This is a genomic window from Duganella sp. FT27W (assembly GCF_009295655.1).
Classification (GTDB): domain Bacteria; phylum Pseudomonadota; class Gammaproteobacteria; order Burkholderiales; family Burkholderiaceae_D; genus Rugamonas; species Rugamonas zoogloeoides.
Window position 1 is genome coordinate 707318 of the sequence record NZ_WHIV01000001.1, and the last position, 20626, is coordinate 727943.

At 62.3% G+C, this 20626-nt stretch carries 21 protein-coding genes; 11 read left to right on the forward strand and 10 right to left on the reverse strand.

Annotated elements, in window-relative coordinates:
- Nucleotides 1–7 precede the first annotated feature (7 nt).
- Genes F8197_RS03040 through F8197_RS03055 form a run of 4 tightly spaced genes read right to left on the reverse strand, consistent with a single transcriptional unit; the run spans nt 8 to nt 3544 of the window.
- Nucleotides 8–703 (reverse strand): TorF family putative porin, encoded by a 696-nt coding sequence (locus F8197_RS03040; RefSeq protein WP_373996768.1) that lies wholly within the window; start codon nt 701–703, stop codon nt 8–10.
- A complete protein-coding gene (locus F8197_RS03045) occupies nt 700–2226 on the reverse strand; it encodes a S8 family serine peptidase (protein WP_227012032.1) in 1527 nt (508 codons plus the stop codon). Before F8197_RS03045 ends, F8197_RS03040 begins: the two co-directional genes overlap by 4 nt.
- Nucleotides 2223–2987: a zf-HC2 domain-containing protein gene (locus F8197_RS03050; RefSeq protein ID WP_373996769.1), complete on the reverse strand. Its 765-nt coding sequence runs from the start codon at nt 2985–2987 to the stop codon at nt 2223–2225. Before F8197_RS03050 ends, F8197_RS03045 begins: the two co-directional genes overlap by 4 nt.
- A complete protein-coding gene (locus tag F8197_RS03055; protein ID WP_152879843.1) occupies nt 2960–3544 on the reverse strand; it encodes an RNA polymerase sigma factor in 585 nt (194 codons plus the stop codon). Before F8197_RS03055 ends, F8197_RS03050 begins: the two co-directional genes overlap by 28 nt.
- Nucleotides 3545–3673: 129 nt before the next feature.
- Here F8197_RS03055 and F8197_RS03060 point away from each other — a divergent pair, with 129 nt between their 5' ends.
- The 6 genes from F8197_RS03060 (at nt 3674) to F8197_RS03085 (ending at nt 9721) form a co-directional block, all read left to right on the forward strand.
- Entirely contained in the window at nt 3674–4492 is an 819-nt protein-coding gene (locus tag F8197_RS03060; protein ID WP_152879845.1) for an alpha/beta fold hydrolase, read from the forward strand.
- 70 nt (nt 4493–4562) lie between these two features.
- A complete protein-coding gene (locus tag F8197_RS03065) occupies nt 4563–4967 on the forward strand; it encodes a hypothetical protein (protein ID WP_152879847.1) in 405 nt (134 codons plus the stop codon).
- 270 nt (nt 4968–5237) lie between these two features.
- Entirely contained in the window at nt 5238–6041 is an 804-nt protein-coding gene (locus F8197_RS03070) for a DUF4349 domain-containing protein (RefSeq protein ID WP_152879849.1), read from the forward strand.
- Nucleotides 6042–6310: 269 nt separating this feature from the next.
- Nucleotides 6311–7165, forward strand: a complete 855-nt coding sequence (locus tag F8197_RS03075; protein WP_152879851.1) for an NAD-dependent protein deacetylase — start codon at nt 6311–6313, stop codon at nt 7163–7165.
- A 113-nt stretch (nt 7166–7278) separates the two neighbouring features.
- The gene (locus F8197_RS03080) at nt 7279–8646 is read left to right on the forward strand and encodes a family 43 glycosylhydrolase (protein ID WP_152879853.1); all 1368 of its coding nucleotides are present in this window, start codon (nt 7279–7281) and stop codon (nt 8644–8646) included.
- Between the two features lie 22 nt (nt 8647–8668).
- Entirely contained in the window at nt 8669–9721 is a 1053-nt protein-coding gene (locus tag F8197_RS03085; RefSeq protein ID WP_152879855.1) for a glycoside hydrolase family 43 protein, read from the forward strand.
- Between the two features lie 25 nt (nt 9722–9746).
- Here F8197_RS03085 and F8197_RS03090 read toward each other — a convergent pair whose 3' ends face one another.
- The 3 genes from F8197_RS03090 to smpB form a co-directional block, all read right to left on the reverse strand.
- Nucleotides 9747–10301 (reverse strand): FlgO family outer membrane protein, encoded by a 555-nt coding sequence (locus tag F8197_RS03090; RefSeq protein WP_152879857.1) that lies wholly within the window; start codon nt 10299–10301, stop codon nt 9747–9749.
- On the reverse strand, nt 10302–10973 hold the full coding sequence (locus F8197_RS03095; RefSeq protein ID WP_152879859.1) for a hypothetical protein: 672 nt from the start codon (nt 10971–10973) through the stop codon (nt 10302–10304).
- A gap of 195 nt (nt 10974–11168) precedes the next feature.
- The gene (smpB, locus tag F8197_RS03100) at nt 11169–11618 is read right to left on the reverse strand and encodes an SsrA-binding protein SmpB (RefSeq protein WP_019919646.1); all 450 of its coding nucleotides are present in this window, start codon (nt 11616–11618) and stop codon (nt 11169–11171) included.
- Nucleotides 11619–11729: 111 nt separating this feature from the next.
- Here smpB and F8197_RS03105 point away from each other — a divergent pair, with 111 nt between their 5' ends.
- Genes F8197_RS03105 through F8197_RS03115 form a run of 3 tightly spaced genes read left to right on the forward strand, consistent with a single transcriptional unit; the run spans nt 11730 to nt 13151 of the window.
- Nucleotides 11730–12179 (forward strand): type II toxin-antitoxin system RatA family toxin, encoded by a 450-nt coding sequence (locus F8197_RS03105; RefSeq protein WP_152879861.1) that lies wholly within the window; start codon nt 11730–11732, stop codon nt 12177–12179.
- Complete coding sequence (locus F8197_RS03110; protein ID WP_152879863.1) at nt 12154–12477, forward strand: RnfH family protein; 324 nt, start codon at nt 12154–12156, stop codon at nt 12475–12477. Before F8197_RS03105 ends, F8197_RS03110 begins: the two co-directional genes overlap by 26 nt.
- Nucleotides 12477–13151: a hypothetical protein gene (locus F8197_RS03115; RefSeq protein WP_152879865.1), complete on the forward strand. Its 675-nt coding sequence runs from the start codon at nt 12477–12479 to the stop codon at nt 13149–13151. Before F8197_RS03110 ends, F8197_RS03115 begins: the two co-directional genes overlap by 1 nt.
- Before the next feature lie 55 nt (nt 13152–13206).
- Here the strand turns inward: F8197_RS03115 and F8197_RS03120 are convergent, their stop codons facing one another.
- From F8197_RS03120 to F8197_RS03130, 3 genes are all read right to left on the reverse strand, one after another.
- On the reverse strand, nt 13207–15411 hold the full coding sequence (locus F8197_RS03120) for a glycoside hydrolase family 3 C-terminal domain-containing protein (RefSeq protein WP_227012103.1): 2205 nt from the start codon (nt 15409–15411) through the stop codon (nt 13207–13209).
- Between the two features lie 90 nt (nt 15412–15501).
- Nucleotides 15502–17886 carry a GH36-type glycosyl hydrolase domain-containing protein gene (locus tag F8197_RS03125; protein WP_227012034.1) on the reverse strand — a complete coding sequence of 795 codons (2385 nt, stop codon included), beginning with the start codon at nt 17884–17886 and terminating at the stop codon, nt 15502–15504.
- 15 nt (nt 17887–17901) lie between these two features.
- Nucleotides 17902–19254 carry an MFS transporter gene (locus F8197_RS03130; protein WP_373996770.1) on the reverse strand — a complete coding sequence of 451 codons (1353 nt, stop codon included), beginning with the start codon at nt 19252–19254 and terminating at the stop codon, nt 17902–17904.
- 259 nt (nt 19255–19513) lie between these two features.
- Here F8197_RS03130 and F8197_RS03135 point away from each other — a divergent pair, with 259 nt between their 5' ends.
- Both F8197_RS03135 and F8197_RS03140 read left to right on the forward strand, forming a co-directional pair.
- Entirely contained in the window at nt 19514–20125 is a 612-nt protein-coding gene (locus tag F8197_RS03135) for an antitoxin Xre/MbcA/ParS toxin-binding domain-containing protein (RefSeq protein WP_227012035.1), read from the forward strand.
- Nucleotides 20122–20595, forward strand: a complete 474-nt coding sequence (locus tag F8197_RS03140; protein ID WP_152879869.1) for an RES family NAD+ phosphorylase — start codon at nt 20122–20124, stop codon at nt 20593–20595. The genes F8197_RS03135 and F8197_RS03140 overlap by 4 nt, the downstream gene beginning before the upstream one ends.
- Nucleotides 20596–20626: the final 31 nt, after the last annotated feature.

Sequence of the window (20626 nt, forward strand, 5' to 3'; positions counted from 1 at the left end):
GCCGCTCCTAGAACGCATAACTCAAGCCCAGGCTCCACTGCCGTGGCGGATGCACCGGGTACATGGTGTAGCGGCGGCCGTCGTCCTGCACGTGTTCGCGGGCCAGTTGCAGCGTGTAGCGCCCGAAGGGAATGCCGATGCCGATACGGACGTCGTAGCGCGAGGAGGTGGGAATGCCGGGGAAGTAGCCGCCGCTGAGGTTGCGCAGCAGGCCGATATGGCCTACCAGGTTGAAGCGCGGGTGGACCGGGTAAAAGGTGTTGATCTCCCCGTACAGCACGCGCGCGTCGTAGCCGAGGTACTTGGGCGAGTAGTAGAGCCGGGTGCTGCCGCGCTCGAAACTGAGCCCGCCATAACATTCGCTGAAGTCGTTGTCGTGCGCCTGGGTGTAGGTGATGCGGCTGCAGCCGAGTTCCCAGCTGCCGCCCCTACGCAGGCGCTGCGCGTAGCCGGCGTAGCCTTGCAGCTTGTAGCCGTCGAGATCGCCGATGGTCATGGCGCTGGCAAATGCGCCGCCGTACCAGCCCCGGTCGGTATCGATGTTGACGGTGGCCTGCGGCACGGCGCCGCCCTGGCCAGGATTCTGGCCCCGGTAACGGTATTCCGATTGCACCGCAACGCTGCCGGTAATGTCGAGCTGGGCCGAAGCGCACGGCGCCAGCATCGCAATAAAGGGTAACAGTGCCAGTCCGCGCCAGGTCACGGCACGGGTGCGCGCTGGATGGCGGGAACAGGGCAGGTGCAACTGCATTGACGGATCAGGCGGGAAATGGTGGCGCATGCGTCGATATTAGCAGTCTTGACCATGTCGGCGGGTTGCAACATGGTGCGCAATTGTGTGGGCGAGGCGTCGGGCCGCAGCTCTTCGAGCAAGGCCAGCATGCCGGAAACGTGCGCCGCCGCGTACGAGCTGCCATTGACGAACGACCAGCGCGCGCCGGGCGAGGTGGTCGGGATGTCGTTGCCGGGCGCCAGCAGGCCGGACTCAGTGCCGCTCCTGGTGGCGGCAATTACGGTCGGCGCCGCGCCGGGGCGCGGCTGCGCAGCCACCGCCATCACGCCGCGATGGCTGGCGGGAAACGCCGGTCCGCTGTTTTGCGGATCGATGGCACCCACCACGCTGATGCCGCGCTCGAGTGCGACATCGAGCAGGCGGTCGAGCAGCTTGTCGGGCGGGCCGGACAGGCTCAGGTTAATGATTTTGGCGTTGTTGAGGATGGCATAGTTGAGCGCCTTGGACAGCGTAAAACTGTTGCAGCGGGTGCGCTGGAGATTGGTCTGCCAGCAGGCACGCAGTCCCATCAACTTCGCGCGCGGCGCCACGCCGACAATGCCGCCGTTGCCGCTGCGCGCGGCAATGATGCCGGCAACCGCCGTGCCGTGCAGCTCGGGCGGCGGCGGACCGGCATCGACAAAATTGGTGTTGACCGCGAGCTGGCCTGCCAGGTCGGGGTGTTCGCCATCGATGCCGCTATCGACCACTGCCACCCGCACTTCGCGGCCGGTGGCATGGCGGTGCAGGTCCGCCACGTGCCAGTAGCGGGCGGCTGGCTGCACCTGGTACAGGGCGTCGGCGGCATCGGCGGCGGCCGAGTCGGGCACCAGCGCCATGCCGTCGAAGCGGGCCACGCTTTGCGCCCACTCCACCTGCGGATCGCGGCTCAGTTGTTCGATCAGCAGGTGCGGGTCGGCATGGTCGCCGTACTGCATCACGTAGCAGTCGATGCCGAGCAGCGACATGGCCCAGCCTTCGACCACCGTCAGACCGTGCTGGCGCGCCAGCGCTTCGGCGCGGCGGCGGCGCGCGCCGTTGCCGTTGTCGTCCATGTAGCGCCCGCCATAGGTGGCGTCGGGGCGATAGTGGGTGGCGGGCAGGCTCAGCATGACCAGCAACTGGCGCTGGTTCGGATCGCTTGCGCTATCGGCCTCGGCCTGGTCGGCGCTGCCGGCGGGGACCACGCCGACGTCGTCGTCGCCCGGTGCACCGATGGCGCTGTCCTGGGCGACGCTACGCCAGGCGTGCGCCGGCGCTGTCATGACTGTCGCGGTCAGCAACAGTGTGGCTGCTGCCAGTGCGGCAAAGCTGCGCGGCCAACAGGCGCTGATTGTCGCTCGCCGGACGGCCAATGCCAGCGCTGCCAGGAGGCGCGGCCGGCGCGCGCTTGCAGTTGGCGGCCGGGAGACCGCTGCCGGCGCGGCCGAGCCGAATAGCCAACGAGCGTTCATGGCGTACCGTTTTCGTCCAGCGCTTCGGCTAAACGCACGGCAGGATCGTGGCGCAGCGCCTCGAGCGCGCGCTGGCGCTCGGTGTCGGCTACCTGCAACAGGTAGGCATCGGTGACGGTCGGGCCATCCACCACGCGCGCGCCATGGCGTTGCAGGATGCGGCGGAATTCGCGCTCGGTGGTCGCCGGCTCGAATATCACGACCAGGTTGCCGCCGGATGGCGCGGCGCCATTGCCTAAAGCGTGATACGCGGACAGGCTGGCGGTGTCCGCCGCGTCGGGACGCGCCAGCAGCGCGGCCATGCCGACGATCACCACGCACTGGGCTGCGGCCGCCCAGCGCAGCCACGACGGCTCGTTGGCGGCGGCACGGCGCCACCACGGCAGCGCGGCACGCAGCGGCACGACGGCCGGGCTGGCGGCTGGCGGTGCAGGTGGGCTGGTGTCGGTATCGCTGGCGTCACCAGACTGATCCTGCGCGCCCAACTGCGGCATCAGGCGCGCCAGCGCGGCGTCCATATCCAGTCCCGGTGGCAGGACCTCGTCGTCATTGGCGGCGGCCAGCAGCGCGCGTTCGCGCGCCAGATCTCGCCGGCAGGCGATGCAGTGTTGCAGGTGGCGCGCCACGCGACCGCTTTCGTCGGCCAACAGCCTGTCTGCCGCATACCAGGGCAACAGCTCTTGCACCGCCTGGTGTTCCGGGCCCGATCCATCGATGTTGAAGACGCCCGCGTTCATCGGTTGTTCTCTCTTTCGTTCCACAACACTTCCTTCAATTTCTGCCGCGCGTTGAACATGCGCGTTTTGACCGTATTGACCGGACAGGCGACGATGTCGGCGATGTCGCTATAGGCCATCTCGTGATAATACGTCAGCACCATGACCGCGCGCTGCGGCGCCGGCAGTGCGTCGAGCGCGTCTGCCACGGTTTGCTGCAACTGCTGGCGGTGCATATGCTGCTCGGGCTGCAGGCCGAGGTCATCTTCGTACAACGTGGCGTCGGATTCCAGCGGTTCATCGCTGGCGCGCAGGCCTTTCAGGGTCTTGCGGTAGGCGATCGCAAACACCCAGGTCGAGGGCTTGCACGTGCCGTCGAAGGTGGCGGCTTTTTGCCACACCACCAGCATGGTGTCGTTGATCACTTCCTCGATCAGCGGGGTGCTGCGCGTCATGCGTCCCACGAAACGCGTCAGCCGGGAAAAATACAGTTTATATAGTTTTTCAAACGCAGCGCGGTCCCCGCCCGCCACCCTGGCCAGCAGGCACTTCTCGTCGTTGTCACTGTGAGAGCCCGTCGACAGGCCCAGTTGATGCTGCATCAGCGATCCTCCTTGTTACCGTTGATACCTTGCCGCCTACAAATGGTTCTACAAAACAGGAAATTATTTTTACGGGCGCATGGTAGCACTGTGCTTGTTCCCGGCAGGCATAACTATTAAGATGACAACATGAAAAAAATCCTGCTGCCGGCCGTCATGGCCACTTCCGTCCTGTTCGCCGCTGCGCCGGCCCACGCCGCGCCGCCAGCCGGCCAGGATGCCTTTGCCGGCGCCCAGGTGCGCGTCGATGTCGGTGGGCGCAAGCTCAATATGTATTGCCTGGGTAAGGGATCGCCCACCGTGCTGTTCGAAGCCGATGCCGGCCGCGCCGGCTGGGACTGGTCGACGGTAATGCCGCAGGTAGCGGCCCGCACCCGCGCCTGCGTGTACGACCGTGCCGGCATGGGCGCGAGCGATCCCATTATCCGCGCCGCCTCGGTCGGCAATGCCAGCCGCGACCTCGGTTTCCTGCTCAAGAACGCCAGGATCGAGGCGCCGCTGGTGCTCGTTGGCGTGGGCTTCGGCGCGCTGGTGGCGCAGCAGTATGCCTGGCGCTCGCGCGGCGCGGTGACCGGGCTGGTGCTCGTCGATGCGCTGCATGAAGGTGCGTTGCCGGCCGGACGCGACGTTCAGTTACAAGCAGCGTTGGGATGCCTGGCGGCGGCCGAGCAGGGCAGCATGGGCGCCGGCTGCGGTTACCCTGCGGTAGCCTTCAACGGCGAGATCGGCCCAACACTGGCGGCGGCCCAGATGGCGCAACTGCGCAAGCCGACTTACTGGCGCGCCCGCGCTTCCGAACTCGACAGCCTGGAGGTGAGCGCCACCCAGGTGCGCACCGCGCGCAAGCCCTTCGGCACGCTGCCGGTGGTGGCGGTGGAGCAGGGCGATGCGGCCGCCATTGTCGCTGCAGTCATGCAAGTGCTCGACCAGCAGTTGCCTTTGAAATGAATTTTAAAAAGCTGACAATTTGTGAAAGCAGGCCCTCCAGGCGGCCCGAACAATTCATGAGCGGGGCGCGATGAAAATAGTAGCTTTGTTGCTAGCGGCTTCGACAGGTGTCTCAAGTCTGCCGCCATCTCCCCCGACGCCGCTCACGAAGACAGACATCAATCAAATCGTCGGTGCCGTACTGACCCACGTGAAGGTCGCACAGTATCTGCATCCGGAGATGCCTGGACGCCTTCCTGTCAAGATTGCCATCGCCGCACCTTACTCGGGTACCCAGCCAGACCTGGTGCTTTATAACCGGCCGGTGGTAGTCGTCGTAGCGGGAGACGACGCCGTAAACTTCGAGATTGGCAGCACTTCTAACGGCGCTAAAGCCGAAATATCCTATCGCCCAGAAGGAATGGGGGGAACGGTACTGCTGCTCAAAGTACGGAATCGATGGATAGTGAGCAGTGCCAGCATCTATGAGTATTAATTTGACCGTCAATCTACCAAGGCAGGCATTAATAAGAAATTTATGAAAAGAATACTGATGACCGCTTTGCGGGTGACATCAATTGGGAAACGTCGATAGTTTTCGACTTGCTTTTTGGACTTATTTTTATTTTTTTGGGAGCAAAAGCGGGAGGTGTGGAGGTCGAACGGCAGCGTACTATAGCGTCGGCATATTCTATGCGCTATGGCTCTCGCCGGCCGAGAATGGAAGTTCATATGAAGTATCTAAATTTTATTTTAGGAGTAATTGATGTACCGTCCGCTTCTTATCGCAATTTTGATGATTGGGTTGTCTGGTTGTACTAAAAAAATAGAAGCGGGGGAAAATTCGCCGTTGATGCCATTAAAAATAAAAATGATTGATGAGGCGGGAAATGAGTCAGGTCGCGATTTAGCTTATGAGCGCTCAATTACCATTGATTCAAGCGAAGATAAAATAGTCGGTCTATTTGAGTCATTTCAAAAGAATTGTCGTGATGCATCTGCCGATGCCTGCACTGTTCTAGATTCAAATATTGAAATGAGTCGCAATCCTTCCGCGCGAATTAAATTCAGGGCGAAGCCAAAGGGAATTCAAAAACTCGTTGACTCAATTGGTAAGCAGGGCGAAATTTTTGAACAATCTACTCGTGCGGAAGAATTGGCAACTCCGCTAATGGACGCGTCAAAGCAACTGGAAATGCTTAAAGACTATCGCTCAAAACTAGAGGCGTTGCTGAATCGAAAAAATCTTGATGCTGACAGTCTAATAAAATTAAATAAAGAACTTTCACAAGCTCAAAGTGAAATTGAAACACAGGCCGGAAAGCAAGCGTTTCTCAATCAGCGGCTCGAAACTGAAATTCTTAACGTATCCATAGTTACCTACAAGAACTTATCCTTCTGGAATCCAATCACCAGGTCTGTGCAAGACTTTGGCACGAATCTTTCGGAGGGAATTTCCAGCGCAATTATTGGAATTGCTTTTTTAATTCCTTGGCTAATTTTATTGTTGTTCCTTGTTTGGCTGGGACGAAAGTTGTGGAGACGTCGAAACCTGACAAAATCAAGTTGACTGGCCACTAAGGAGAAACCTAACTCGCCGCAATGGAGCGAACTTCATAGGCTGCTTCGGGGCGACAGCACCGACTCGCAAAGTTCAGGTAGTCCGACAAGGTGCGGCCACTCCCGTGCCTCGACGAGCGTCAGTAACGTACCAGGTTTTTGCGCGCACAGCGGGTGAAACGCTGTCCTCTTCATGCGCTGCAGTTGACCCGCTGATCATCGGCGGGATGGTGGCCCGGCACCTTCCGCCGACCACCGTCGGGCCGCCATGGTGCTAACATGACGGCCATGAACCTCCATCCCCATCTCACAGCTCAAATCGACCAGCTCCAGACCTTTTTACACCAGCACCGCCGCGTGCTGGTACTGACCGGTGCCGGCTTGTCCACTGCGTCCGGTATCCCAGACTATCGCGACAAGGACGGCGTGCGGCGCGGTCGGGCGCCGATCCAGGGGCCTGACTTCCGGCGCGACGTGGCCGTGCAGCGCCGCTACTGGGCGCGCAGTATGGCCGGCTGGCCGGTGATGTCGAAGGCGTCTCCCAATATCGGCCACCACGCGCTGGCCGAGCTGGAAGCGGCGGGGCGCATTGACGCCATCATCACCCAGAACGTCGATGGCTTGCACTACCGCGCCGGCAGCCAGAAGGTCATCGAACTGCATGGCAATATCCACGGCGTGGTGTGCCTCGATTGCCGCACCGTCCATCCGCGCGATGAAATCCAGGCCTGGCTGGCGCGCGAGAATCCGCACATGGTCCACACCGGACCGGTCGATGGCGTGGTGCCGGAAGCACGGCCCGACGGCGATGCCGAGCTGGAACTGAACGGCCAGGATTTTCACATGCCGGTCTGCGCGCAATGTGGTGGCGCGCTGCAACCCGATGTGATTTTTTTTGGCGACAATATTCCCGCAGAGCGCACGGCGCGCGCGCTGGCGCTGGCCGACCAGGCTGACGCCTTGCTGGTGGTGGGATCGTCGTTGATGGTGTTTTCGGGCTACCGGTTCTGCAAGCTGGCTGCAGCTGCTGGCAAGCCGATCGCGGCGATCAATTGGGGGAAGACGCGGGCCGATGAGCTGATCAGTCTGAAGGTGGAGGCGTCGGCGATCGAGGTGCTGCCGCTGCTGCTCTAAACCAGGCCGTATTCAATCATCGCCACGACTATTTTCCGGTCGGCAGGCTGAATGCTTGACTGGCGCATGGATCGGTTTAGTATGGTTTCGCCTTGCTAACCTCCCTGACATCCATGCATTTGCCGCTTGCCCGCCACCGCCGCATCTTGTTCGCCGTGGCGCTGTCTGCCACCTGCCTGCTGGCGCCCGCCGTGGGCGCGGCTCCGTCCAAATGGCCGGTCGATGCCTGGATCCGGCCACTGGCGCTTGCCGACGGTGTGCGCTGGCAGGTGAGCGACGACGGCACGCACTGGCGTCAGCTCGAACACGCGGGATTTACGCCGCAAAATGGCGGCGGGCTGCGCGAACCGCAGTTGTCACGGGGCGTGGACGGGCTGTTCCGGCTGCGATGGCGCGACGATCGGCACGGTGCGCAATGGCGGTTCGCCAAGTCCGCAGACCTGGTGCATTGGTCGGATGCCGCGGCGGCCGGTGCGGCGGACGGCGTTCCGGCAACGGCTGCGCTATGGGTGCCGCCATGGCTGATCAAGGAGATGCTGGCAGCGCCGGCCGCCAGGGATTCAGTCGCGCCGGCGCCTGCGCCGGCACTGGAAGGCTACACCGCCGATCCCGCCATCCGCGTATTTGGCGACACTTATTATCTCTACCCCACGTCCGACAAGCCACATTGGCAGACCACGGATTTTTCTGTCTGGACCTCCAGCAACCTGGTGCAATGGAACAAGCAGGCGATGGTGCTCGATGTCACCCGCGACCTCGGTTGGGCCAGGATAGAAGCCTGGGCGCCAGACGCCATTGCACGCGATGGCAAATTCTTCTTTTACTTTTGCGCCGGCGGCGAGATCGGTGTTGCCAGCGCCGCCAGTCCGCTCGGGCCGTTCAAAGACGTGCTGGGCGCGCCGCTGATACGCAAGGGCACGGGCATCGAGACCAATCCGATCGATCCGTATCCGTTCATCGACGATGACGGGCAAGCCTACCTGTACTACGGCAATGGCCGCCTGGCCAATGTGTACCGGCTCAAACAGGACATGGTGACGCTTGACGGTCCGCCGGCGGCGATCGCACTGAAGGAATTCCGCGAGGGCGTCGTGGTCTTCAAGCGCCAGGGAAAGTATTACTTCATGTGGTCGATCGACGATGCGCGCAGCCCCGATTACCGGGTGGGCTGGGGTGTGGCCGATTCGCCGTTGGGGCCGGTAACGCCGGCCGCACAAAACTTTATCGTGCTGCAGCGGCATGGCGCCGCCGTCGGTACCGCCCATCACAGCGTGGTCAACGTGCCCGGTACCGACCGCTGGTACGTTGCCTACCATCGCCATGCGCTGCCGGTCGGCGGCGGTTACCAGCGCCAGACCGTGCTGGCGCGAATGGAATTCGACGCCGCTGGCAATATCCTGCCGATGGATCCGCTGGCTGCGCCATTCCAGCCCGGCGACATCGGCGAGCCCATCGTCAATGGCAAGGGCTTGCCCCGCTGATGGCGTACACCGGAGACCTCCCATGAACAAGCTGAAAATTTCCCCTCGTATGCCGATGCGCCTGCTTTGCGCCGCCCTGTTGCTGGCAAGCGCAGCGGCGCACGCGGCGGCAGTTCCCGAACAAGCAAGTTATCTGCTGGTGCACTTTACCGAAGGCGCACCCGACAGCGAACAGATTTATTTTTCCACCAGCACGGACGGCGTGCGCTGGAGCGACCTTAACGGTTCGCGCCCCGTGCTGGTATCGGACGTCGGTGAAAAAGGCTTGCGCGACCCGTCCATCGTCCGTTCGGCCGATGGCAGCAAGTTCTGGATCCTGGCTACTGATTTGCGCATCGCCAGCAACAAGGGCTGGCAGGCGGCCATGCACCGGGGCAGCACGTCGATCGTGATTTACGAGTCGTCCGACCTGGTAAATTGGTCTGCGCCACGGCTGGTCGATATCGCCGGCGCCATCGACAAGGCCGGCTGTGCCTGGGCGCCGGAAGCGATCTTCGACGAAGAAACCGGTGATTACCTGGTGTACTGGACCACGATTTCGCCCATAGACGGCATCGACAAGCCGCGGATTTATTACGCCCGCACGCGCGATTTCATCAATTTCACGCCTGCACGGCTGTACATCGACCGGCCCGGCAATACCGGCGTGATCGATACCCAGATCGTGCGCGACGACCATCCCGGCGCGCGCTATCGCTATATCCGCGCTTCGGGGGATGGCGAGATCACCATCGAGGGCAGCCAGCAGTTGCTCGGCGAGTGGCGCACCCTGGGCAACCTCGGTGCTATCGGACTGACCGGCAAGGATGTCGAAGGACCGATCCTGTTCCAGATGCCGGCCAGCGGCGCATGGGGGCTATGGGTCGATCAGTACCGCTCACGTGGCGGTTATCTGGCGCTGCAGACCAGCGACCTGTCGCGGCCGCAGGACTTTCGCCGCAGCCCAGCGTCGGCTGTCGATTACGGCGCCAGAAAAAAGCGCCACGGCTCGATACTCAATCTCAGCGAACAGGAATACCGGCGCGTGCTGGCAAAGTGGCCTGCCGGCGCGCAGCAGCCGGTGGCGGGCAACTAGCGCGGCGACCTGCCGTGGCCCGCGGCTAGTTACGCTGCAACATCGACCGGACTACGGCTTCCTTGGCCAGCACATAATCCTGGCCAGCCAGCACGAAGTTGGTATTCGGCTGGATCACCTTGACGTTGATGAACACCATGTCGCTGGTCTCGGCATACGAGCCCACCACGATAGCTTGCGCATTGTGGGCGGTGGCCACTTCGCCGATCTCGCGGGTGAGCATCAGCTCGCCCTGGTTGCGCTTCAAATACACATTGCTGCGCAATTTCATTTCCACCATCGACAGGCCGCCCTGCGCCAGGCGCGTGGACAGCTGTTCCGATACCAGCCGGCCCAGCGTGGTGGTTTGTTCCAGCTCGTCGATGTTGACCAGGGTGGCCATGATCAGCGGCTTGTCGCCGGCCAGCTTGCCGGTCAGCTGGCGCATCAGCGAATCGGCCGCCTTGTAGTTGGCCTCGATGAACTGGTTGGACGAGACGGTGGTGTAATCGCGCTGTTGCTTGTCCTTGTTGGTGGCGCATGCCGACAGCAGCAGCGGCAGGGTGAGCAGGAGGGCGCTAGCCAGTTTGGTCATCGGCATTTACAGGTCTCCGCGTACTTTGAATACGCGCGTCAGTTTGGTGTTTTCAGGTTCCGGCTCGGTCACGCCGTACAGCGCGTAGTCGGCGTCGGCCACGTAATAGGCCGACGTGCTGCGCGCCAGATAGCGGTACTGGTCCGACACCGAAATGGTGACGATGATCTCGGTGCGCGGCGTGGCGCCGGGCGCAAATTCGGAATCGAGCGGATCGATGGGTTCGTTTTCCACGTGCGGTGCGGTCAGCTCCTGCGCCATCCACACGCCGCCCGCCAGCGGAAAGCGCTGGCCGAAGTTGCGCCGGTACTGCGGACGGTTGGGGGCAAAGGTCAGTGTTTGCACGTCGAGGTCGATCTTGAGGGCGCCGGCCGGCGCGCGCGCCACCGTGAAGCCGTCGTTCACCAGCGCGGTGATCAGCTGGGTAGCCAGCGCGCGCTGGAACGGGTTAGGTTCGGCGGGGATATTGATGTACACCGGGCGGGTAGGCGTTTTTTTCAGCTCCACCGCCAGTTGCCGTTCGACCGCATTGGCGACGATGCCCCAATGGTACGTTGCCTGCAGCTTGGCCTGCTTGGTGGACGGGAAGTTGGCCGCCAGCGGCGCGGGCGTGTAGCGGGTCGCACATCCCGACAGGATCAAACCGGCTGCGACAGCCATTGCGAGTTTCAGCGCCATTTGTTGCCTCATTGTCAAAAAGTAGCTTTTGTCACGTCTCCACGCCGCACGAGCGCAGGCCATGAATGACAAATCATCTGCGCCAAGTGTAACATGGATGTTTCTCGTTAGAAATTACCCGGGCAATAAAAAACCCGGCGCCGGGCCGGGTTCTGTCATGGGCGCGCAACAATGGCACGCCATGATGGCGTGGCGTCAACGGTTGTGAGTCTTCATGGCGGCGGCCACTTCGCGCTTGCCGTCGCGGTCTTTCTCGGTGGCGCGCTTGTCGTGCTGTTTCTTGCCCTTGGCCAGGCCGATTTCACATTTCACGCGGCCTTCCTTGTAGTGCAGGTTGAGCGGCACCAGCGTGTAGCCGGAGCGCTCCACTTTACCGATCAGCTTGTCGATCTGGGCGCGGTGCAGCAGCAGCTTGCGGGTGCGCACGGCTTCGGGGCTGATGTGGGTGGAGGCGGTGGGCAGGGCGCTGATGTGGGCGCCGAAGAGGAACAGCTCGTCGCCACGGATGGTGACGTAAGCTTCCTTGATCTGCACGCGGGCGTCGCGGATCGCTTTGACTTCCCAGCCTTCGAGCACGATGCCGGCTTCGAAACGGTCCTCGATGAAGTAGTCAAAAAATGCTTTTTTATTATCTGCTATGGTCATGAATTCGGTAAATCGACGATAAACCCGTACCGGGTCGGTTAAATTTCGGTTTCGCGTATAAAATTACGGCTTACAGCATCTTATTTCCACATCATAGCAAATGGTTAGCCAATGGCAGTAGTGCACAAATCAGTTTTCCTCGGTTACAGCGCCCAGCAGATGTTCGAACTGGTGGCGCGCATCGAAGACTATCCCAAATTCCTGCCGTGGTGCGGTGGCGTCGATATCCGCGAGCGCACTGAAAACCGCACCGTGGCCAGCGTCGGCATCAACTACCACGGCGTCAAGCAGAGTTTTACCACCGCCAACGACAACGTGCCGTTCGAATCGATCCGCATGAAGCTCGTCGATGGTCCGTTCAAATGCCTCGACGGCGTGTGGACCTTCAAGGCCCTGCGCGAAGACGCCTGCAAGATCGAACTCGACCTGCGCTACGAATTTTCCAGCACCATCCTCGACAAGCTGGTGGGCCCGGTGTTTGGCATGATCGCCAACAGCATGGTCGATTCCTTCTGCAAGCGCGCGGAGACGGTGTATGGAAATTCCCCCCTTCGTGGTTGATACGGCTGCCACCTTTACCGTCGAAGTCTGCTACGCCAGCGACACCGTGCAGTTTTTGCGCGCGTTGCAGGTGGCGCCCGGTACCACTATCGAGCAGGCGCTGGCCCTGTCCGGCGTGGCCGTCGAGGTACCCGGCATCGACCTGGCTACCCTGCAGACCGGCATCTACGGCAAGAAAAAACCGCTCGATACACCTTTACGGCCCCACGACCGGGTGGAGCTCTACCGCCCCCTGATCGCCGATCCCAAGAACGCGCGGCGCCGCCGCAAGAATCCCCCTGTCACTTCCGCTTCCTGATGCCCGATACACAACCTGCTCCCTCCATCCTGCGCCGCGCCGGCGTAGTGCTCCTTGCGCTGTGCGCGTTCGAACTGGCCTGGATGGCATGGCGCATCGCCACCGGCGCCGATTATTCGTACAGCATGATCATCCCCGCCCTGATCGGCGGCATCTACCTGGTGCGCGGCAGCCTGCGTGCCGCCTTCTTCCTGGTCTGGATCGCCAGCGTGCTGCTGCCGCTGGCGCTCGCCATGTTCGTGCTCACGCTGCTGCAGCCGTTTGACCTGACCCTCACGCAATGGCAGCTCGACCCCGGTGCGCAACTGGCGGTGCTGCTGCCGCTGCTGCTGTTTTGCGCCGTGCTGCACTGGCTGCGCACCGAACTGCTGCGTCAGCCCGTACGCACCGCCATCCTGTCGAGCGGCCGGCGCGAACCGGCAGCCCACCTGGCGCTGGGCATTGGCGTGGTGCTGGCATTGCTGGCGCTGGGCGGCCACCAGCTGGGCCGCGATGCCGACCTGGTACGCAAGGCCGAATTCCTGGCCAAAGAAAAGCACGGCGAGGAATACCACTACTACGCCACCAAGATCACCCCGCGCGACGATATGGAAGGTACTTTCGTGGAAGCGAAGGTGCAGGCCTGGCGTGCGGACCGGATCGATACTGTCGACGTGTTCTGGAAAGAGAAGTAGGCGCGCGTCGGGGGGAGGGGGGAAGTCCCGCGCGAGTGCGCGGGACTGAGCGAAGTTACTTGCCGTGGATATCGACGGTCTGCGCGTCGAGGCTGACCTTGACCGTGGCGGCAGGCTTGGCGCCTGCCGAGTCGGCCAACGTTACCACGTACTCGCCCGGGGCGATCTTCCAGGTCTTGCTGGCGCTGTCGTACATGGCCAGCAGGCGCGGATCGACCTTGACGGTGGCTTTGCCCGTCTCGCCGGCTTTGACTTCCACTTTATCCCAGCCGCCCAGGCGCTTCGGCGCTTCCCAGCCGCCTTTGGCCGGTGCGATGTACACCTGTCCCACCGCCTTGCCGTCACGCTTGCCGGTGTTCTTCACGTTGAAGGTCACTTCGATGCCCTTGTCGGCCTTGTTCGCCGCGAGGTCGGACAGCGCGAACGTGGTGTACGACAGGCCGTAACCGAACGGGAACAGCGGCTTGTGGCCCTTCAGGTCGAACCATTTGTAGCCGACCGCCGCGCCTTCGATGTTGTAGTTGGTGGTGGTCTTGTTGAGGATGTCCTCGTCCTTGGTCACGGCGTCGCCGTCGATCACGGGGCGCGGCAGCTGCGCCACCGAGGCCGGGAAGGTCGCCGGCAGGCGGCCGCTCGGATTGACTTCGCCGGTAAGCACGCGCGCGATCGCGGCGCCGCCATTGGTGCCCGGGTACCACGCTTCCAATACGGCCGCCACGTTGTTCAGCCACGGCATCACGACCGGGCCACCGGTTTGCAGCACCACCACGGTCTTGCTGTTGGCCTTGGCCACGGCGGCGATCAGGTCGTCCTGCTTGTTGGGCAGGTTCAGGTCGGGCGCGTCGATGCTCTCGGCGGCCCACTGGTTGCCGAACACGATCACCAGGTCGGACGATGCTGCCAGCTTGGCTGCCGACTTGAGATCTTTACCGTCGGCGTAGCTGATCCTGGCCTTGGTGCGCGACGCCAGTTCCTGCATCGGCGACGAGCGGTGATAGACCATCGGGCCCGGGAAGAATTGCGGACCTTCGTTCGGCACCGGCGACAGGCCGATCGGATACACCTGGGCCGAACCGCCGCCCGACATCACGCCCACGTTGGCGTGGCCGCCGATGATGGCGATGGTGCGTACAGTCGCCGCCAGCGGCAGGATGTCGCGGCTGTTCTTGAGCAGGACCATGCCTTCTTCGGCGCCGGTCTGCGAGATTTTGCCGTTGGCGGCAAAGTCGATGCCGGCGTCCTTGGTGGTGGCGGCTTTTACCGGATGCTCGGCCAGGCCGTGGGCGAACATGGTGCGCGTGATGCGCTTGACCATGTCGTCGAGGCGCGACTGCGGCACGTGGCCGTTGACCACCGCCTCTTTGAGCGCCTCGTTGAAGTACGCCGACTTGTCGAACGGATGGCCCGACTGCTGGTCCAGGCCTGCCATGGCGGCCGGGATGGTGGAGTGCGTGGCGCCCCAGTCGGACATCACGTAACCCTTGAAGCCCCAGTCTTTCTTCAGTACTTCGTTGAGCAGGTAATCGCTCTCACAGGCGTACGGGCCGTTCACTCGGTTGTACGCGCACATGACGGAGCCGGGGTCGCCCACTTCCATCGCGATCTGCAAGGCCAGCAGGTCGGACATGCGGCCGGCGGCGTCTTCGATCTTGACGTTGATGTGATTGCGGTTGGTTTCCTGGTCGTTGAACGCGAAGTGCTTGAGCGTGGAGACCATGTGGTTCGACTGGATGCCGCGAATCTGCTCGCCGACCATCACGCCGGCCAGCAGCGGGTCTTCGCCGCCGTATTCGAAATTGCGGCCGTTGCGCGGTTCGCGCATCAGGTTCACGCTCCCGGCCAGCATGATGTTAAAGCCGCTCATGCGCGCTTCGCTGCCGATCATGTGGCCGCCGGCAAACGCCAGCTTGCGATCCCAGGTGGCGGTGGTGGACAGGCCCGAGGGCAGGGAAGTGCGTTCGACCGGATTCTTGGACGCGGCTTGCGTGGCCACGCCCATGCCGGCGTCGGCCTGCCATTGCGACGGCAAACCGAGGCGCTCGATGCCGGGCACGAAGCCGGCCGAGTCCTTGCGGCCGTCTTTCGGGGCCAGGTACTGCTTGGATTCGAAATCGGTGGAGAAGTAGCCGAACACGGTCTGGATTTTTTCATCCAGCGTCATCGCCTTGACCAGCTGGTCGGCGCGCGCGTCCGGCGACTGCGCGGCGTCGAGCCAGGGGCGGTTGGCTTCGGGGGCGGCATGGGCCGCGCCAGTCATCATGAGGGGGTAGGCCAGGGCCAGCGACAACCAGAGACGCTTCTTCAATTTGTTTATCCTTGTAGTGTAGTTTCAGTCTTAAACGCGCTGTCCTTAACGCGGAATCAGGACTTCCAGCGCGTGTACTCCACCCGCAACGATACCTGTCACTTTCGTATCAGGCAATCGTTTTCCGTCGAGTTTGACAACGATTTCATGAATATCGCCGCGTTGTATAACTACATGGAATGTCGCACCCCGGAATTGGCGTACCACGCGTATGCCACCCCAGTGTTTCGGCAGTTGCGGCGCCACGCGCAGGCCATCGATTTCTCCCTGCAAGCCGCACAGCCCTTCAATGAAGCAGCGGTACACCCACGACACGGTGCCGGTGTTGAACAACTGGCTCGAGCGGCCTGCCGTGCGCGGATACTGGTGGTAAGCGCCGCGATAGTAGTTGGGGATGAACACCGGCAGCTGGCCGCGCTGCAGGTAGTCTGCCTCGCTGGGGCCGGGGATCATCTGGCGCAGCAGTTGGTATGCGCGGTCGCCTTCGCCCACCGAGTACAGGCTGTAGATGTAGAAGATCGACGCGTGGTTGTACACCGCGCCATTTTCCGCCGACCCCGGGTGCTTTTGCGTGACGCGGCCCACGTCGTCGCGCATGGCGCTGTACGGCGGCGCGAACATGGCCACGCCGTACGGCGTGTGCAACTGCTGCTTCACCTGCTCAAAGATCGACGCGCGCTGGCCCGCATTGGCCGCGCCGCCCAGCATGGCCCAGGCCTGCGGGTTCAGGTAGATGCGGCCCTCCACGTCTTTCGAGACGCCGAAGACCACGTTGTCGTCGGTGATCCCGCGCGCGTACCAGTCGCCGTCCCACAGGTGCTCGTTGGCGGCGCGGTTGACGGCTTGGGCGCCGCTGCGGAAATGTTTGGACTTGTCGGCCAGCGCACCGTCGATGTGAGCGCCTTGCTCGCACATCCCGGCCCACAGGTTGAGTGCGTACGCGGTGGCCACCGTCAGCCAGCCGGAAACGCCTTTGCCCTTGTAGCCCACCATGTTCATAGGATCGCACCAGTCGCCCTGGGCGATGTAACTGAGGCCGCGCGCATCGCGCGCCTGCAGCAACCAGTCCATGGCGGCGTGCATGCGTTCGGCCACGGTCAGCGTCACGCCGCTGTCTTTTCCGGTCACCGGCGCGGCCAGCACGTCGTAGTCACCGGTCTCGTCGAGATAGACTTTCAACGCGATCGGCAGCCACACGCAGTGGTCGGTATGCGGCACCTGGTTGATGTATTTGAGCTCCGCCCCCTCGACCAGCAAGATCCCGTCGGGCATCGCGCCGCTGGCTTCCTGCTGCGCCAGCGCGTGCAGCAGCGCCGCGCGCATCACGGCGGGCTTGATGAAGCTCATGCCCATATTGTCTTGCAGGTAGTTGCGGGTTTGCGGATCGGTGGACAGGCGATTGACGTCGCCGTGGTAGAACACCTGGCGTGGCAGCCAGTGGTTGACGAAGTTGTCGAGTTCCTTGTCGGGCGTGTCGATACGCAGGCAGCCGGTGCCGCTGGCGATGTAGTCGGCGTAGTCGGCGCGGGCCTTGGTAAAACCTTCGGCGTGGAGGTAGCGCGCACGTACGGCGGCGATTTCGGCGTCATCGAAAGCGGGGCCGAAGATGAAGCGGTAGTCGTGCGAGGCGTTCGCGTCTAGCGCCAGGCGGTACTGGACCACGGCGGCGGGCGTTTCGTAACGGGCGTCGCCGTTGGCCAACAGCTCGGCATCGATGGCGGTGGGGCGATGCAGGCCGCCTTCGCCTTCGAACGCCTGCTGCTGTACTTCCCACGCGTCGGGTGCTTCTTCGCACAGGAAGTAGGTCTTGTCCTTGAAATCCTTTTGCTTGAAGTAGTCGGCCACCTTCTGGTACGGCGCCACGCTGCTGGCCACCACGCCGCCCAGGTCCGGCCGATACTCGCCCGATTGATTCATCCACGACATGTAGCCGATCGGGAAATACGGGTACACACTGAGCTTGCGTGCGCGGCCCGACAGGTCGGACACGCGCAGCGACCACAGTTCCACCACGTCCGACGTCGGAATGGAGAGGGTGAGTTCCACCCGTACGCCCAGGTGTTCGACAGTCCAGGCCAGGTCGTTCTTGCCGACCGAGAAAGCGAAACGGTCAACCGGTGCGCGTACCGGCTCGTACGGCGCGGAGAACAGTTCGCCGGTTTCCTCGTCCTTGATGTAGAAGAAGCGGCCCGGGTGGTGCGCGTAGTAATTCTGCTCCGGCTGCATGAAGGTCTTGGCTTCCAGGTTGGGCGCGTGCGCGTACTTGGCCGGTTCCGGCTGCATGAACTGGGCGACCGCGTAGCCGCGGCAGGTCACCTGGATCATCATCTTCTGGTTCCACAGGAAGCCGCCCGCGCGCGGCATGGCCGTGGGGCTGGTCAGTTCGTAGCGGTTGCCATCATCGGCAGGGCTTAACATCGGGCGTGACATGAAACAGGTCTCCATTTATTGAATTTTGCGCGCTTGCAGGTCGGCCTGGATCTGCACCAGCTTGCGGTTGTCGAGGTTATAGAAAAACATGATGGCCACGGCCAGCACCGCAAACGCGGCGGGGATGAACGACATCAGCCACACGATGCCGGCCTGCGAGCCGCTGTTCTGGGCCGAATTGGCCACGTAGCCGAGCACCGTGAACAGCCAGCCGATGACCGCCACCGCGATCGCGGTACCGAGCTTTTGCGAGAAGGTGGCGGCGGCAAACGTCATCGCGGTGGCGCGGCGGCCGGTGCGCCATTCGTTGTAGTCGGCGGTGTCGGCATACATCGAGAACGCCAGCGGCGACTTGGGGCCGAGCGCCAGGCCCATGCCGATCTGCAGTGCGAACATCAATGTGACCTGGTCGCTGGGCACGAAGAAGAACGCCGACGACAGCACGGCGGTAATGCTCATCAGGATAATCATCAGCTTTTTCTTGTCCACGTAGCGCGTCATCAAGGGCGTGAGCGAGGCGCCGATGGCGGCCGAGATCATGTACGCTGGCACGAAGCCCTGCATCAGTTCCGGGCGGCCCACCACGTACTTGAAGTAGTAGGCGGCGCTCGTGGTGCGCAGGGTGATGGTGATCATGATGATCAAGGCCAGGAAGAACAGCACCACCCACGGCCGGTTCTGCGACAGGTCGCGGATATCCTGCATCACGTTCGACTTTTGCGACGGGGGAGGGGCGATCCGTTCACGCGTGTTGAAGAAGGTGAGCACGAACAGCAGCGAGGCGAAAATGCTCCACACCAGCATGGTCAGTTGCCAGCCCAGCTTGTCGTTGCCGTTGCCGAACCAGCCCACCATGGCCGGCGTGGCGGCGGTGACCAGGGTGCCGCCGGCAAACGCGAAGATGAAGCGCAGGCCATTGACGGTGGAGCGCTCCTGCGGATCCGCCGACAGCACGCCGGACAGCGCGTTGTACGGAATATTGATGCAGGTGTAGCAGACCATCATCAGCAGGTAGGTGCCGTAGGCCCAGACCAGTTTGCCGTCGCGCGACAGGTCGGGCGTGGTGTAGGTGAGGATGGCGGCGCAGCCGAGCGGAATCGGCACCCACAGCAGGTAAGGGCGGAACTTGCCGAAGCGGGTGGTGGTGCGGTCGGCGGCGGCGCCGATCATGGGGTCGGTGAAGGCATTGATGATCTTCACCGAAAACATCATCGACGCGGCAGCCGCAGCCGAGATGCCGAACACGTCGGTATAGAAGATCAGCAGGAAGGTGGCGATATTGGTCCAATAAAAATTGAACCCCATGTCGGCCACGCCGTAGCTGAATTTTTCGCGCCAGGTAAGCGGCGCAGTCTGGGTCGGAATCACAATCGCCTTCAAAAAGAAGGCAGCGGAGCGCTCGCTCCACTGCCCGGAACAGGGATCACGCCAGTGGACGCTACCCTGAGAGAGCCCAATAACAAAAAACCATGTTAGCGCTAACAGTGATGTTAAGCAGTGTAAGGGTTTGCCAAGATTTGTAAACAGAATTTCATGTTGCGGCGCAGCGAACTTATATGCGCCATTGAGTCTTGCGCGATTGTGGGTTACCATTTGACTGTCATAATCCAACCAAATGGAGGGCGGTATGGCTGCAACGGACGAAATAATTGTTGCTCACCGCAGCCGGGGAGGCGCGGAGAAATTGGGAACCAAGAGCGTAGCGGAACGTCCGCAACCTGCTGTCCGCAAGATCCATGTTCTGTGGGACAAAAAATTGGGGCAGTCAGGCAGTACCGGGAAGACCCCGCTGCTGCAACTCAGGGCGCTGGTAGAACGAGTGCGCGAGGCGCCAGGCGTTCAGCTGTACGACGCGGTAGAAGCGGGGGTGCCAACCGACGTGGTCAAGATGATTGCCAGGGCCACGGGCGAACCGGCTTCCATCATCATGGGACTGGCCGGTGTGTCGCAGACTACTTTTGTGCGCAACGAAGCTGCCAACAAGCCGCTGCCTGACGTTGCTGGGCATCGCATCATGGCTTATTTGCGCCTGCTGGCCACCTTGCGCAGGATGCTCGATGAGAGCGGCGACCCTGAGCAGATGAAAACCTTTGACCTGGAAGGTTGGTTTGCGCGCTGGATCCATGAAAAGCTGCCTGAACTGGGGAACAATACCCCGGCCGACATGTTACGCAATCCCGAAGGGCAGCGCGCGGTCGAGCAAGTGCTGGAGCGTATGCGCGGTGGACTGGCAGCATGACGGTCCATTTGTGGCGCATTGCCTCGGACACCCCCAGCTATACGGCGGAAGACATGGCTGGCAAGGGAGCAGCCAGCGGCGGGGCGCGATGGAACAATGCCGGCGAGCATGTGACCTATGCGGCAACGTCGATTTCGCTGGCAGCTTGGGAAACACGCGCCCATTTCGCCAGAGGAGCAATGCTGCCATGGAACCGTATCTTGGTGCGCATTGACGTGCCGGACGTGGTGTGGGCAGCGCGCATCGTCACGCCCCGTCCTTTGCCAGTCGGCTGGAATGTGGTTCCCGAGGGCATGGTCTCTCGTTCCGTTGGCTCGGCCTGGTTGGCGGGCGGTGCTTCAGCACTGCTGGTTGTGCCGTCGGTGATCATCAACGAGGAAGACAATGTATTAATCAATCCGGCCCATCCCGACGCAGCCTTGATCACGATCGCCCGCGTCCGGCGTTTCGTCTACGATCATCGCGTCTAGCGCAAACTGTGGCCTGGCGGTGCCGCGGAAG

Excerpts from the sequence above, each read along its gene's own strand:
- F8197_RS03135 (WP_227012035.1), top strand. The coding sequence starts at position 19,514 with ATGGCTGCAACGGACGAAATAATTGTTGCTCACCGCAGCCGGGGAGGC.
- F8197_RS03120 (WP_227012103.1), bottom strand. The coding sequence starts at position 15,411 with ATGATGACTGGCGCGGCCCATGCCGCCCCCGAAGCCAACCGCCCCTGG.
- smpB (WP_019919646.1), bottom strand. The coding sequence starts at position 11,618 with ATGACCATAGCAGATAATAAAAAAGCATTTTTTGACTACTTCATCGAG.
- F8197_RS03095 (WP_152879859.1), bottom strand. The coding sequence starts at position 10,973 with ATGGCGCTGAAACTCGCAATGGCTGTCGCAGCCGGTTTGATCCTGTCG.
- F8197_RS03115 (WP_152879865.1), top strand. The coding sequence starts at position 12,477 with ATGCCCGATACACAACCTGCTCCCTCCATCCTGCGCCGCGCCGGCGTA.
- F8197_RS03055 (WP_152879843.1), bottom strand. The coding sequence starts at position 3,544 with ATGCAGCATCAACTGGGCCTGTCGACGGGCTCTCACAGTGACAACGAC.
- F8197_RS03085 (WP_152879855.1), top strand. The coding sequence starts at position 8,669 with ATGAACAAGCTGAAAATTTCCCCTCGTATGCCGATGCGCCTGCTTTGC.
- F8197_RS03075 (WP_152879851.1), top strand. The coding sequence starts at position 6,311 with ATGACGGCCATGAACCTCCATCCCCATCTCACAGCTCAAATCGACCAG.
- F8197_RS03140 (WP_152879869.1), top strand. The coding sequence starts at position 20,122 with ATGACGGTCCATTTGTGGCGCATTGCCTCGGACACCCCCAGCTATACG.
- F8197_RS03070 (WP_152879849.1), top strand. The coding sequence starts at position 5,238 with ATGTACCGTCCGCTTCTTATCGCAATTTTGATGATTGGGTTGTCTGGT.
- F8197_RS03065 (WP_152879847.1), top strand. The coding sequence starts at position 4,563 with ATGAAAATAGTAGCTTTGTTGCTAGCGGCTTCGACAGGTGTCTCAAGT.
- F8197_RS03105 (WP_152879861.1), top strand. The coding sequence starts at position 11,730 with ATGGCAGTAGTGCACAAATCAGTTTTCCTCGGTTACAGCGCCCAGCAG.
- F8197_RS03045 (WP_227012032.1), bottom strand. The coding sequence starts at position 2,226 with ATGAACGCTCGTTGGCTATTCGGCTCGGCCGCGCCGGCAGCGGTCTCC.
- F8197_RS03060 (WP_152879845.1), top strand. The coding sequence starts at position 3,674 with ATGAAAAAAATCCTGCTGCCGGCCGTCATGGCCACTTCCGTCCTGTTC.
- F8197_RS03110 (WP_152879863.1), top strand. The coding sequence starts at position 12,154 with ATGGAAATTCCCCCCTTCGTGGTTGATACGGCTGCCACCTTTACCGTC.
- F8197_RS03125 (WP_227012034.1), bottom strand. The coding sequence starts at position 17,886 with ATGTCACGCCCGATGTTAAGCCCTGCCGATGATGGCAACCGCTACGAA.
- F8197_RS03080 (WP_152879853.1), top strand. The coding sequence starts at position 7,279 with ATGCATTTGCCGCTTGCCCGCCACCGCCGCATCTTGTTCGCCGTGGCG.
- F8197_RS03090 (WP_152879857.1), bottom strand. The coding sequence starts at position 10,301 with ATGCCGATGACCAAACTGGCTAGCGCCCTCCTGCTCACCCTGCCGCTG.